Source organism: Enterobacter sp. SCRI0065 (genome assembly GCF_059766475.1).
The window spans coordinates 214,647-227,153 of the sequence record NZ_JCBAJB010000001.1 but is presented as its reverse complement, the minus strand read 5'-3'; the positions used below and the strand labels follow the sequence as shown (position 1 = coordinate 227,153).

At 50.8% G+C, this 12,507-nt stretch carries 11 protein-coding genes, 1 tRNA gene and 2 pseudogenes; 6 read left to right on the top strand and 8 right to left on the bottom strand.

All coding sequences use genetic code 11. The features are described 5' to 3' along the window. Positions 1 to 12: 12 nt before the first annotated feature. Positions 13 to 804, bottom strand: a pseudogene (locus tag AC6EMZ_RS01065) (tyrosine-type recombinase/integrase); the annotation flags it as partial. On the opposite strand from AC6EMZ_RS01065, the pseudogene AC6EMZ_RS01060 reads away from it, so the two are divergent. Beyond that, a pseudogene (locus tag AC6EMZ_RS01060) lies at positions 802 to 1,227 on the top strand (tyrosine-type recombinase/integrase); the annotation flags it as partial. The pseudogenes AC6EMZ_RS01065 and AC6EMZ_RS01060 sit on opposite strands and share 3 nt — an antisense overlap. 15 nt (positions 1,228 to 1,242) lie before the next feature. Here AC6EMZ_RS01060 and AC6EMZ_RS01055 read toward each other — a convergent pair. Further along, positions 1,243 to 1,319 (bottom strand) — tRNA-Arg (locus tag AC6EMZ_RS01055). A 341-nt stretch (positions 1,320 to 1,660) separates the two neighbouring features. Here AC6EMZ_RS01055 and AC6EMZ_RS01050 point away from each other — a divergent pair. The 3 genes from AC6EMZ_RS01050 (at position 1,661) to fimZ (ending at position 4,507) form a co-directional block, all read left to right on the top strand. After that, entirely contained in the window at positions 1,661 to 2,323 is a 663-nt protein-coding gene (locus tag AC6EMZ_RS01050) for an EAL domain-containing protein (protein ID WP_498401451.1), read from the top strand. A gap of 26 nt (positions 2,324 to 2,349) precedes the next feature. After that, positions 2,350 to 3,078, top strand: coding sequence for a helix-turn-helix transcriptional regulator (locus AC6EMZ_RS01045; protein WP_498400529.1), 729 nt, complete (start codon positions 2,350 to 2,352; stop codon positions 3,076 to 3,078). A gap of 796 nt (positions 3,079 to 3,874) precedes the next feature. Beyond that, positions 3,875 to 4,507: a fimbria biosynthesis transcriptional regulator FimZ gene (gene fimZ, locus AC6EMZ_RS01040; RefSeq protein WP_498400528.1), complete on the top strand. Its 633-nt coding sequence runs from the start codon at positions 3,875 to 3,877 to the stop codon at positions 4,505 to 4,507. Positions 4,508 to 4,558: 51 nt separating this feature from the next. Here the strand turns inward: fimZ and sfmF are convergent, their stop codons facing one another. From sfmF to fimA, 6 genes are all read right to left on the bottom strand, one after another. Beyond that, positions 4,559 to 5,071 (bottom strand): fimbria assembly protein, encoded by a 513-nt coding sequence (gene sfmF / locus AC6EMZ_RS01035; RefSeq protein ID WP_498400527.1) that lies wholly within the window; start codon positions 5,069 to 5,071, stop codon positions 4,559 to 4,561. Positions 5,072 to 5,080: 9 nt separating this feature from the next. Next, the gene (gene fimH / locus AC6EMZ_RS01030) at positions 5,081 to 6,052 is read right to left on the bottom strand and encodes a type 1 fimbria D-mannose specific adhesin FimH (RefSeq protein WP_498401450.1); all 972 of its coding nucleotides are present in this window, start codon (positions 6,050 to 6,052) and stop codon (positions 5,081 to 5,083) included. A gap of 28 nt (positions 6,053 to 6,080) precedes the next feature. Further along, the gene (locus AC6EMZ_RS01025; RefSeq protein ID WP_498400525.1) at positions 6,081 to 8,651 is read right to left on the bottom strand and encodes a fimbrial biogenesis usher protein; all 2,571 of its coding nucleotides are present in this window, start codon (positions 8,649 to 8,651) and stop codon (positions 6,081 to 6,083) included. A gap of 14 nt (positions 8,652 to 8,665) precedes the next feature. Continuing rightward, entirely contained in the window at positions 8,666 to 9,358 is a 693-nt protein-coding gene (fimC, locus tag AC6EMZ_RS01020) for a type 1 fimbria chaperone FimC (protein ID WP_498400524.1), read from the bottom strand. 43 nt (positions 9,359 to 9,401) lie between these two features. Beyond that, on the bottom strand, positions 9,402 to 9,947 hold the full coding sequence (gene fimI / locus AC6EMZ_RS01015; RefSeq protein WP_498400523.1) for a type 1 fimbrial protein subunit FimI: 546 nt from the start codon (positions 9,945 to 9,947) through the stop codon (positions 9,402 to 9,404). Between the two features lie 65 nt (positions 9,948 to 10,012). Continuing rightward, complete coding sequence (gene fimA, locus AC6EMZ_RS01010) at positions 10,013 to 10,573, bottom strand: type 1 fimbrial major subunit FimA (protein ID WP_498400522.1); 561 nt, start codon at positions 10,571 to 10,573, stop codon at positions 10,013 to 10,015. 320 nt (positions 10,574 to 10,893) lie between these two features. Here fimA and folD point away from each other — a divergent pair, with 320 nt between their 5' ends. Then, positions 10,894 to 11,760: a bifunctional methylenetetrahydrofolate dehydrogenase/methenyltetrahydrofolate cyclohydrolase FolD gene (gene folD, locus AC6EMZ_RS01005; RefSeq protein ID WP_498400521.1), complete on the top strand. Its 867-nt coding sequence runs from the start codon at positions 10,894 to 10,896 to the stop codon at positions 11,758 to 11,760. A 1-nt stretch (position 11,761) separates the two neighbouring features. Beyond that, positions 11,762 to 11,974: a ribosome-associated protein YbcJ gene (ybcJ, locus tag AC6EMZ_RS01000; RefSeq protein WP_498400520.1), complete on the top strand. Its 213-nt coding sequence runs from the start codon at positions 11,762 to 11,764 to the stop codon at positions 11,972 to 11,974. The last annotated feature ends 533 nt before the right edge of the window (positions 11,975 to 12,507 follow it).

Below are 12,507 nucleotides of genomic sequence, written 5' to 3'. Positions count from 1 at the left end.
CTATTCATCCAGTCATGCCATTTTACCGAATGAGCCGTGAACCACACTTCCACCATTTTCCAAAGACTGCACATAGTCTGCATACCACTGGAGCATTTCCCGGCGGCCATCAAGGTATTGAGCGTGGTTGTAGGTTCCACGGATAGAGTTCTTATCGACATGTGCCAGCTGCGTTTCAATCCATGCAGTGTTATAGCCTTGTTCGTGCAGAATAGTGCTCATGGTGTGACGGAAGCCGTGGCCTGTTGCCTTACCATCGTAGCCGATGCGTTTGATCACCTGATTTATGCTGGCTTCACTCATTGGCTTGCCTGCATCGTTTCGTCCGGGGAATACATATTTCCCGCGCCCGGTGAGCTGGTGGACTTCCTCCAGCAGCTTTTTTACCTGGCTGGTGATCGGAATAATATGCGGTCTGCGCATTTTCATTCGCTCGGAGGGGATATTCCAGATTCCTTTTTCAAAATCAATATCAGCCCACCCTGAAGCGCGTAACTCGATAGTTCGCAGTCCGGTGAGCATAATCAAACGAGTAGCATTCCGAGTGACCAAACTGCCGCTGTATTCGCTTAGAGCCCGGAGAAAGCCCGGTATTTGATCGGCAAGAAGATGTGGGAAATGTTTTTGCTTTGGTGCCTTTAATGTGCTGGCGAGATCCACGACGGGATTATTCTCTGCTCTGCCATTAATAACCGCATAGGTGAATATCTGGCGGCAAGCCTGCCGGGTTTTCTTGAGTTTATCCAGAACGCCGCGCTGCTCCATTTTTCGCAACACGGCGAGCATTTCGGCAGGTCTGATATCGGCGTGGCTCTGAATGATACCGCATGCAGGGTATTACGAAATCAGATTGGGAAGAGCAAGGTTTGGGTGTTCGCTCACACAAAGGCTGCCACGCGTCCGAATGGGACTTTGACACCGGCGGTGAGGAAAATGCGCATTGATGACAACACCGCATGGAAGATTGGTCTGGGGAAAGCTGGCATTGAGGATTTCAGGTTTCACGATCTGAGACATACCTGGGCAAGCTGGTTAATTCAGTCCGGCGTTCCACTTTCTGTTTTGCAGGAAATGGGAGGATGGGAAAGCATCGAGATGGTGCGCCGATACGCTCACCTTGCGCCGAACCATTTAACCGAGCACGCACGGAAAATCGATGCCATTTTTGGCAATCACGACACAAATATGACACAAGGGGAAAATCAGGCGGGTTTGAAACTTGCGTAAGTGCATGATTATAAATGGTACGCCCTGTAGGATTCGAACCTACGACCTACGGCTTAGAAGGCCGTTGCTCTATCCAACTGAGCTAAGGGCGCACTGGGGATGTGCACTGCATGGTGAAGCGCCTGGAATTATACGGTCAATGGCAGGTGAGTCAATGCCTTTTAGCGTCCCTGCCTGTCTTCTCATTGGTTAGCTGACGATCGGGGGTTATTACGCTGATTTTTTCGGCATTTGTCCGTAACACCTCTTACTTTAGAAAACTGCGAAAAAGCTTAGCGGTTAATAAGTAACGCCTGGTATTTTCCTGTCATCGGGTTAAGCACACTAGTCTATGGTATCCCGGCACCCTGGAGGCCGGAAGAAACAGGACAGTGAAGTGGCCGCCTCGACTTTCTTTTCAAACTCAGATCTCCCTCGTAACAATTTCGCCTCCTTGCATGGCGTGGCGCATGAAATTGTGGGCATCAAACTTGAACCTATCGTCGCCCTCCCGACGTCCTGCATCGTGGGCATGGAGGTGCTCAGCCAGCTCTCAGCCCCCCACGACAATGAGCAGTTCTTCCAGCATTTATCCGCCAGCCAGTCGCTTAAGTTATTGAAGGCACAGCTTGCTACGCTAAAAAACGCACTTTACGTCCATGACCTTTTTATCAATCTGCCGATAACCGTACTAACCGGGATGGAATCCTTCTCGCAACTTCTGCCAATGCTCTCCCCTGAGTTGAATATTGAAATTGTCGAACCCGAATCGTTCTTCGAACTTAGCGAGAACTTACGCGAACGCGTTGTTCGACATTTAAGAATCTTATCCGATCGCGGTTGCCGCATATGGCTGGATGATGTTGACGAAGCAATAGCGCATCAGTTTTTAACCTGTCGTTTACCTCTGTGCGGGATCAAGATCGATAAAATGGCGTTCTGGCGGCTACGGGCTACCCCTGCGTTGGCGCAGTTAGTTAACCTGTGTTCACACATCGCGAATCATGTGCTTATCGAAGGCATTGAATCAAACAGGGATCGGGAATGCGCGCTGCAAGCAGGAGCGGGATTCGGTCAGGGATATTACTGGCCATCCATGGACTGGCCTGGAGAGTAAAAGGACAGTCGCCTGAGAGGGAATCTATGCGCATGACAGTACGCCGCTATCGGCGTCGTCGAACGGGAAGTGATTCGCTGGGATTCGCACACTCACACTTCAACTCTCCATTTTTTGATCGCCTTGTCTACCTGAGCCAGTCCATCAATCAGACACGCAAAACCGATGCTCCTTTTATTATCCTTGTCACGCGCGATAGCTTTCTTCGCACAGGATTTCAGCGTGGCCCCTCGCCCCTGAATAACTGCTGCGATTACGATACCTTGATACCGGCAATCAGCGCTCTCGAACACTGGCCAACGGCAAAGTTAGTTATCGATATCGACAGTCGGGCAGCGCCGCTGATGGAGATGCTTGATACGTTGCGTCGATTGATTTTGTATCCGCCTTTCGCATCGATAAACCTGCTGATACGGGCTGATGACTACGATACGCGGCTCTTTTGTAAGACCACCGGCCCTTTTGAGGTATTTGAGCGCCAGCTCTCGGCGAAGACCTTACAGCAGGCGCTGCTGGATCCCCCTGCGCGCAACACCAACCGTCATGACTGGTTTTCCAGGGATGAGTGGGCCATCCTGCAAAAGTTGTCTCAGGGTGAGTCTCTTAAACACATCGCCTTGCTGCACCAAAGACCTTATAGCAGGATTGTCTACCGCGTGGGTCGGATCGTCGATAAGTTAGGTCTACATCACCGCCAGGAATTAATACACCTCCTTCACCGCCTAGTGGCTTCAACCGATAACATCACGCTTTAACCTCTTAATTCCTAAAGATCTTTAGGAAAGTACTTAGGCATGAATGTTAATTTTATGTTTTATTTTTACATTTAATTAATGATTACAACTATTCCTAATTTCAGGTTTCAGGCGAAGTTAAATCCTGGAAAAAATTCACGATGCAGAATCTTCATCCAGAAGTTAAACATTTCACCAATCCGTTAATAAGATGATAATGGTGTAAAAACAAACAGATTCACCGATTTTCAGAAACGCCAAAGCTCAGCAACTAGCAGATTCTCCTGTCATCAGCATCGCTTTTGTCGATCTTATTTCTGGGCTTTCAAATGAAGGCATCACGCGGTAAACCGTGGTTTAGCAGAACGTCTGTAAGAGGCGAAAAGCAGCTGTTTACCCTAACTTATCGAAACAATAAATTAACATTCAGGCGTATGTATTATTTTTTGTTATTACATAAACATGATAAGTCACACTATGATAAATTAACAGCGATTTACCCCAAATTTGAAATAAAGGCTTTCCATATCCAGAAGATAATATTAAGAAATGTACTTAAGATAATTAACAGGCTTTTCGGAAAATACTTACACGGTATAATAAGAATGTTCCAGATATGAATAAGAAATAGCTTTAGTTACCAGTCAAATTAAAATTAAACCTCTACATTGGGGCAATGTTTTTATCACTACGTAAACAAGGATGCTTTCGCTCTTTCCAGGGAAATACCCCGTATAAGGATCTTAAGAATTATCCTTCCGGCTTACCAGGCGCTTTTTCAAAGTTCGTTAGCGCTCTAACAATCTGAGGCATAAAAATGAAACCGGCATCCGTTATCATTATGGACGAGCATCCTATCGTTAGAATGTCGATAGAAGTCCTGCTACAGAAAAATAAAAATATTGAAATCAAGCTCAAATCCGGAGACAGCCATCAAGTACTCGACTATATCCGTAATCATCACGTAGACCTGGTGATACTCGACATCGAACTCCCTGGCACGGATGGATTTTCTTTTTTAAAGAGAATCAAAAACTTAAATGATAAAATCAAAGTTCTTTTTTTATCATCTAAGTCCGAGTCTTTCTACGCCGGGCGCGCAATACGTGCCGGTGCGAATGGTTTTGTCAGTAAACGAAAAGATTTGGGAGATATCTACAATGCCGTTGACATGTTGCTGGCGGGATATTCATTCTTCCCTTCGGACACACTGAACTTTATTAATCACTTGGGTGTTCAAAGAGGAGGCATCGATGACATGCCATTATCGAACAGAGAGGTAACGGTGCTACGTTATCTGGCAAATGGATTATCGAATAAAGAAATTGCCCAGCAATTACTCCTTAGCAATAAAACAATTAGTGCCCATAAGTCGAATATCTATTCAAAATTAGGTGTCCAGACTATCATTGAGCTCATTGATTATGCCAAAGCGCATGAATTGCTATAACCTGAAAGCACTCCCCGCAGATCTTTCGAGCTGCGGGGAGTGCGGTTAGCCTCAGTAATAATTAATCATAAACGTCGCATCAGCGTCCGCACGACCTGGCTCAGGATTATCCGCCGTCGCAATATAATTAGCATAGAACGACAATGTCGCATTACCTTGCGTATCGACCTTTACGTCCTTACTGGCCTGCTGTAATGGCAGACGCAATTTATCGCGATCGCGAATTTCTACCGCAACATTGCTCGCCTGACTGGCATCGTTTAGCGCCAAAAGTTCGCTATTGGCCTCGCTCGCTTTCCCCGAGAAGGTAATCGAGGCTGCCCCCGGCGGACATCCTGTCAATTTCAACGTGAAGGGCATCGATTGGGTAGTGCTGCCCGTCGTTTTGAGCTGCTTCGTGGGCCAGGTTCCCAGCGTTACTGATTTAGCGCTGTCGCCCGCTTCAACCACGCAGGTGAAGTCAACAATGTTGCCATACAGTTCAATATTGATTTCGCCCAGTGGCGTCGCCGCCAGCGTATAGGCTGGCAGCAGAGACGCGGCGATGAAAAGTAGATTACGCATCGCGGTTCCTTAGTCGTAATCCACGCGCAAATAGCCGCGTGAGGTAAAACGTCCTTCGCTCGGTTTATTGCCGGTAATGCTCACCGGCCACGCGCTAATCCCCACCTGCGCCGAGGCGTTATCATCCAGGCGGAACGGTATTTTGCTGGCAAGATTATTCGGCGTCAGCGGCGTACCACTCTGATTAGCCACGATAAAACCTAAATCCGGATTATCAGACACCAGCGCATTGCCTTGCACTTTTTCCGATTCAATACGCATGGTCAGATAGGCGTTGGCTTCGACGTTAGTGCATTTAATGCCGATGGTCTGGCTCTTAGGCTGCACGCTCTGCGGACGATTCCCGGCCCCGGCCTGGCTAAACATCGACGCACCGATATCGCCAAAGTCAAACTCCACCACCGTCCCCGCATTGATGGCGCAGCTTTGCGGCACCTGGATCGTGCCGCTGTAGCTGATGGTATAAACCGGCGAACTGAGCGGGTCAGAAGATGTCGTGGTGACATACACGCGGAACATGGTTTGACGGGGAATTTCGACCATATTGATAAAACGCCGCGTCACTTTAAGTCGAAACACCAGGTTGGAGTCCTTTACGCCAAACGGCTTATTTTTCGAGACGTTAGGGTGGCTCCCCATCTGGATAAAGCTTTGCGGAGGATAAAACACCCCCGCGTAGCTGTCGGTGATTTTCATCGCCCCGTCGAGATAGTCATTCAGCTTAAGATATTTGTAATTATCCACGGTGTTGGTCACCGTAAAATCCGTCACGTAGCTACGCTTGGTGGTGTTACCGGACGTCCCTTTCGGGCATACCGCGTTCACACCGACCCACTGTGACTTTTCGCTGAGCGTCACAATCTGTCCAACCTGATTATTGGAGCTATTAAATTTGTCCGTCAGGTCGTAATGAACCTCGGTCGGCACACCATTTTCGTTAACGCAGACGCTGGCCAGCGCCTGCGCCGCCGGCAGCACCATCAAAAGTGCGCCAGTCAAATATCGCGGGTTAATCACAGCGTAGCTCCTTAAGCGTGATCGCCTGTTGCAGGCTTTTTTCTGGCAGGGTGTAGGACGCCCGGCATTGCGAATTCGCCCCATTTCCCCACTGAATCAACAGCTCACCGGCAAGCGGGAGTCCGCTCAGGTAAATCTGTCCGTCATCACCAACCATACTGGTCACGCCACTTTGGGTTTCACGTACCACCGCGCCAAAGGGTACGGGCTGATTGCCACGTTTGACGGTCAGCAATGCGCGCACGCCGATACGGGTATCGAAACTGGCACGTACCAGCGCGCCTTTGGTGGGCACCACGCTACTGACGTTATTTTCGATATCGGTATTGTTACTCATGGTGTTGGTATCCAGCGCCACGCGGTTATAGCGATACACCGTGGCGTACGGCATGACCGCATAGCCACGCCAGTCGGTTTTTACCCCGGTCTGGTTCTCGATGCTCACGCCCGATGCACCTGGCGCTTTGATCAATACGTTGGTGTCGCCCAGCGGCTGGCCTAACGTAATGCCGTCCGAATGGCCCACCACGCCGCCTGACATTTGCCAGTTAAGATCGTGTTGGTTGCGAGAATAGTTGTATCCCGCGCCCAGCGTGCCGTAGGTCGCTTGCCAGTTGGCGCTGGCGCTTCCGCTCGCCCCATTGCTGCTGGTATGGCCCTGAGTCACGCTGTAGTTGAGGTTACGATCGTCGAGCAATGTGCCGCTGACACCGGTCTGCCAGCTATTTTCGCCATCGCTATTACGGCTGGCAGAAGCCGTGGCATAGGCGCGATCGAACGCGCTGTCACGACGATATCCGTGACGGGAAAACAGGCTGAAGGGTATCGAGACGTTAAATGAGGCAATTCTGTCGGTGCCGCTAATGCCGACCGCCTGATTCCAGGACCATGACACGGAGTAGCTGATCCCCTGCAAACCACCCGCGTAGCCCAGTTGATACCAGATATTGGAATCGCTGGTGCCCCAGTAGGTCTGTTCGCTACCGGACACGTAAAGCGAGCCGTAGTCACCGAGCGACTGGGAAATATTGACCTGGAATCGCCCTTTTTTATTCCACGTCAGGTTGTGATAACTCTGCACATCCGGTACGCCGTCATCGTCTTTACTGTCGCCGTACTGGTAGCCTTCCATCGAGTTCCACGCCACATCGTCAAGGGTGTAAAACCCTTTGGTAGAATAGCGATAGCCCAGAAGCTGGAAGTTGGTGCCAAAACCATTCAGCGATTTGGCATAAAGGAAACGCAAAGATTGCCCTTCGTGGCGGCTGTCATCAGCCAGTTGGCTGCGGGCATGGGTGAAATCAAGGGAGACCGCTCCCCAGTCGCCCAGGTTTTTACCCGCCCCGATGGCGAGCGCGGTATAGCGTGAGGCTAACTGTGTACCACCGTACAGCGTGTAGCCATCAGCTATCCCGGCAATGAGGGTACCCTGCGTGAAGAACGGCGTGTCCTGCTCGCTGTTGCCGCTGCGGTAATCCCCGGCCACCAGATCGTATTTCAGACGACCTTCACGCTGGAGTAGCGGCACAGTGGAATACGGCATGGTATAGCGCTGCTGACTACCGTCCTTCTCTTCGACCGTCACTTCCAGGTCACCGCTTGACGACGTTGGGTTCAGGTCGCTAATCGCAAACGCTCCGGCCTGAACATAGCTCTGATAAATGACGTAGCCGTTCTGGCGGATAACGACCTTCGCGGGCGTACGGGCGATACCGCGCACGGTAGGTGCGTATCCCTGCATGCTGTCCGGATACATACTGTCGGAGGAGAAAAGACGCCCACCACGAAAACCGATGCTGTCAAAGACGTCATTACCCGTGTTGCTGTCACCCAGTACCAACTCGCTTTTCAGCGGGATAACCGTGCGCTGCGCCCAGGTGCCAATGTTTTGCCAGCTGCTATGGCGCTCGCCGTTGCCGCTGGTGTAGCGCCACGCGCCGTTGTTGCGCAGTCGCCAGGCACCGTAGTTCAGTCCACTTTGCAGGTTCAGATAATAACTGTCGTCGTCACTGCCCCGATTGCCGGTAAAGCTGTAGTTGACCAGCGCAGCCGGGATGCCTTCGTCCCACTGATCGGGTGGAATATACCCGCGCGCGCTATTTTGCATCGCCACCTGCGGCAGGTTAATACCCAGACGCAAAGAGGCAAAGTCGAAGACGATTTCCGTTCCCGGAATGGTAGTGCTGACCGGAATACAGCTTGCACCTGAATACTGAGCCAGATCGGGGAACGCGCTGATGTTAACGCCAAAACGTTCCAGCATCCCGTGGGTAATACAGGGTGCAAGCCCACCAGCGGCAGGCGCAGCAGACTCTTTTGCTTCTTCAAACTGCACGTCCTGAGTACCGAGAAACTCGTCGTTACGCCAGACATCCACGCGATAGGTTCCCGGAGCCTGCTGATGCCCTTTTTCAAAACGTGACAAATCCGCCACGCTGGCGGCATCGTCAGACAAGAAGCCCGGATTGAAATAACTTTCCCCCCACCCAATCTGCGGCCATAGCGCTGCCAGTAACGCCAGCGCCAGTGGACAGGGCGAATAAGGGAGTCGATAAGTGCTCATAGCCCCGGCTCTTTTCACAATTTGACGCTACGCGCCGGAGTAATCGCGCCATAGTCGTTCACGCTCTGCCAGGAAAGCATGCCGCTCGCGCCGACCGGCAGCGTCTGCTGTGCCGAGTTCTTTGGTGCGATCATGATATTTTCCAGCTTCTGCGCACCGAGCTGTAGGTTCACCAGCGTGACGTAATACGGAGAGGCATTGCTGATTTTTAAATGGTTGCCTGCTCGCTCAAATCGCAGATGTGAAAGCGCCTCTTCCGGCTGCATCGCCAGATTTTGTGGGCGCACGAAGAGTTTGATACGTGACAAAATCGCCAGTTGCAGAACGTTTTTACCCTCCAGATTCGCTTTGTTCACCGAAGGAATCGCCTTCACGTTCATAAAGAACAAGGATTCGCGATCGACAGGCAGCGCTGGACCGGCATAAATAATGCGGAGCGTATTTTCGCTGTCCGGCTCGCTGACAAACAGCGGCGGCGTGACGGCAAAGGTTTTTTCTTTTTGCCCCCGATCGTTATCAATCCACGCGTTAATTAAATAACGCTCCTGATTGTTACTGTTGGTGATCGCAAGCGAAGTCTGTTTAGCATCGGCAGGATAAATAACGCGCGTCGCCCCCAGCGCAATCCCGCCGGATGCACTCACGGGCAGGGAAATCATCATTAAAATAAGTGAAACTACCAAACCTGGTTTAAATAGGGTGTTCATCGCAACAATACCTTTAATAATGTGTTCGCAGGTGTGTACGGCGCTACGGATAAATTAAGGTGAACCAGACATCCGACTGAATATTGCCCGGCATAAGATGTTCGGAAATAACCCGGTAGCGAGCGCTAAAGTGCATAACCAGTTCGCTGGTATTGACAGGCAGCCAGCTTGCGGCAGTCGCATTAGGGATAATCTGGCGCTGCTCGGTATCAAATAATGCCAGCCCAACACCGCTATTCACGCTGGTGCCACCTGGGCGCGATGTGGCTAAAAATACCTGCGGATCTTCAGCAGGCGTGACGCCCTGAAACATGATGCCCACGGTGCGGGAGACATCCACGCTGCAATCCACCAGACGCAACGTAAAGGGCACATTAACCGTTGAAAAACTGCCTACGCCAGAAAAGGAGTTAGTGCGATATTGTCCCATCTCAACGCGCAGATTCTGACTATCAGGAGCAACAGCACAGCCGCCGTTGACCAGCTCGCCTTTGATATGTACTTTTCCGCCATCTACCACCACGGTATGCGCCATCACCGACGGCACGGCAACGAGCGTCAGCAGAAACAGAATCCCTTTGCTGGTCATCCTCGTCCCTCAGTTTCGCGTAATTGGGCCTCTTCCCTGAGGCCACTTTCATCCGTGAAAAAGGCTTATTCGTATTTCATTACGAAGGTTGCATCGGCGTTTGCCTGACCAGGGGTTGTGGTCGCTGCCGTGGCTTTGTAACGCGCGGTGAAGTTCAGCGTGTTGGAGCCTTCAATCAGATTTTTAGCAGCAGAGAAGCTTGCGCCGTCTGGCGTCAGCGTGGTGGAAGTGCTGTCCAGGATCTCGATACCCACACCCTGTGCGGTGTTATCGTTGTCGCCTGAAGTCACTGCCAGCAGGGTTTTGTCGGTCGCGTCGATCTGACCGGTAAACGCTACCGCGGCGGTTTTTGCCACAGCCGGGTCGCAATCATTCAGCACGATGGTGAAGGGAATATTTGACGTGGTGTCGCCTACTTTGGTGAATTTCGCCGTGCGATATTGACCCAGGGTGACAGTCTGCTCGGAAGATGCGGTATTAACGGAGCACGCTGCGTTAACTAATTCGCCTTTAAAATGAACGGTACCACCATTTACAGAAACCGGAGTTGGATCTTCTGCATGTGCGGCACTTGCGACCAGTACCAGAGAAGCAATAACGGTAGAAGCAATATTGCTGAGTTTCATGTCTATTCCTTTAAAATGTAAAAAGCCCTTCCCGGGTTAATCGGGAATAAAGAAAAACACTTCAATCACTGAATTGAAGACTTATTTCGGAGAACACAAAGTAGCCGAATATTACATTTAAAAATATGTCAAAACACTGTGACTTTGCCTGGCAACATCCTAATCGACCCTAGGAAAAGACCCGATAAAGCGCAGGGCCTTAGGCAGCCATGAAACGTTCGCAGTGGAAATGTCGCAATGGGTGACTGACAGCGGCCCTCGCTTCTGACAAAATATAGGCAATCCCCCTTTTAAACGTTACAGACGGAATCCTCTCTCTGATGGCAGCAAAGATTATTGACGGTAAAACGATTGCGCAGCAGGTACGCTCTGAGGTCGCGGAAAAAGTGAAGGCGCGTACAGCCGCCGGAAAACGCGCTCCAGGGTTGGCCGTTGTGCTGGTTGGCAGCAACCCGGCATCGCAAATTTATGTCGGCAGTAAACGCAAAGCGTGTGAAGAGGTAGGGTTCGTCTCCCGCTCCTACGATCTGCCAGAAACCACCAGCGAAGCAGAACTGCTTGAGCTGATTGATACCCTGAACGCCGACGATGTTATTGACGGTATTCTGGTGCAATTGCCGCTGCCCGCTGGCATCGACAATGTGAAAGTACTGGAACGCATTGCGCCAGACAAAGACGTGGATGGTTTCCATCCGTACAACGTCGGTCGCCTGTGCCAGCGTGCGCCGCGCCTGCGCCCGTGTACCCCGCGCGGCATCGTGACGCTGCTGGAGCGCTACAACATCGACACTTACGGCCTGAACGCCGTGGTGATCGGCGCATCCAATATCGTTGGTCGCCCGATGAGCATGGAGCTGTTGCTGGCAGGTTGCACCACCACGGTCACTCACCGCTTTACTAAAAATTTGCGCCACCACGTTGAAAACGCCGACCTGTTAATCGTGGCCGTCGGTAAACCGGGCTTTATTCCGGGCGAGTGGATCAAAGAAGGTGCGATTGTCGTGGACGTGGGCATTAACCGTCTGGAAAATGGCAAAGTAGTGGGCGACGTGGTGTACGAAGACGCGGCAGCGCGCGCGTCGTATATCACACCCGTACCGGGTGGCGTGGGTCCAATGACCGTCGCCACTTTGATTGAGAACACTTTGCAGGCATGCGAAGAGTATCACGACGTAGAGGAAGCGTAAGATGGCAACATTTTCATTAGGTAAACACCCGCACGTAGAGCTATGCGATCTGCTGAAGCTGGAAGGCTGGAGCGAAAGCGGCGCACAGGCCAAAATTTTCATTGCTGATGGCCTGGTTAAGGTCGATGGCGTGATTGAAACCCGCAAGCGCTGCAAGATTCTCGCCGGACAGACGGTGACTTTCGGCCAGCAGAGCATAACCGTAACCGCATAAACCTTTCTCAAAAGCCCGGTAGCACTCACGCCATCGGGCCATACGCCTCTGTTTTATCCTCTTAACTACTCCGCTAACAAATAGAACCACTAAAATTAATCTCAATACGCTGTGAAATTTCTTCAACTCATACAAACATGGGAGTGAGTTATTTTTCCCTGAAAAGATCCGTCATCAAATGTGTTTTTTAGTTGGGTCTGCATAATATAATTTGGCGCATGGGGAGGTCTTGTTAGATATCTCCTTGATGTTCAGTCTGGCAAGGCTGGGGACGTTATTTCACAGTAGATCATCGGTCATTGAAGAAGTAACGGGTTCGACTGCGCAGGTTAAAAGGGTTCATGTATCCGCATGAACCCTTTGTCCTGAAGAGGTTTCCCCTTCCCCTTCCACGTTAATCCTCACTTCCATCACGGTTAATTATCGATCAACTTCAAATAATCACTATTTCATCTGTCGAAATGTGAAAATTAAGTTGCACGTTTTTCGCGCTTTCCTCACGATAAGTAGAACGTTCTACTAAAACGTTCTAC

Bases quoted from the DNA above. Each gene is read 5' to 3' on its own strand.
- AC6EMZ_RS01045 (WP_498400529.1), top strand. From the start codon at position 2,350: ATGCGCATGACAGTACGCCGCTATCGGCGTCGTCGAACGGGAAGTGAT.
- fimZ (WP_498400528.1), top strand. From the start codon at position 3,875: ATGAAACCGGCATCCGTTATCATTATGGACGAGCATCCTATCGTTAGA.
- sfmF (WP_498400527.1), bottom strand. From the start codon at position 5,071: ATGCGTAATCTACTTTTCATCGCCGCGTCTCTGCTGCCAGCCTATACG.
- fimH (WP_498401450.1), bottom strand. From the start codon at position 6,052: ATGGTGCTGCCGGCGGCGCAGGCGCTGGCCAGCGTCTGCGTTAACGAA.
- AC6EMZ_RS01025 (WP_498400525.1), bottom strand. From the start codon at position 8,651: ATGAGCACTTATCGACTCCCTTATTCGCCCTGTCCACTGGCGCTGGCG.
- fimC (WP_498400524.1), bottom strand. From the start codon at position 9,358: ATGAACACCCTATTTAAACCAGGTTTGGTAGTTTCACTTATTTTAATG.
- fimI (WP_498400523.1), bottom strand. From the start codon at position 9,947: ATGACCAGCAAAGGGATTCTGTTTCTGCTGACGCTCGTTGCCGTGCCG.
- fimA (WP_498400522.1), bottom strand. From the start codon at position 10,573: ATGAAACTCAGCAATATTGCTTCTACCGTTATTGCTTCTCTGGTACTG.
- folD (WP_498400521.1), top strand. From the start codon at position 10,894: ATGGCAGCAAAGATTATTGACGGTAAAACGATTGCGCAGCAGGTACGC.
- ybcJ (WP_498400520.1), top strand. From the start codon at position 11,762: ATGGCAACATTTTCATTAGGTAAACACCCGCACGTAGAGCTATGCGAT.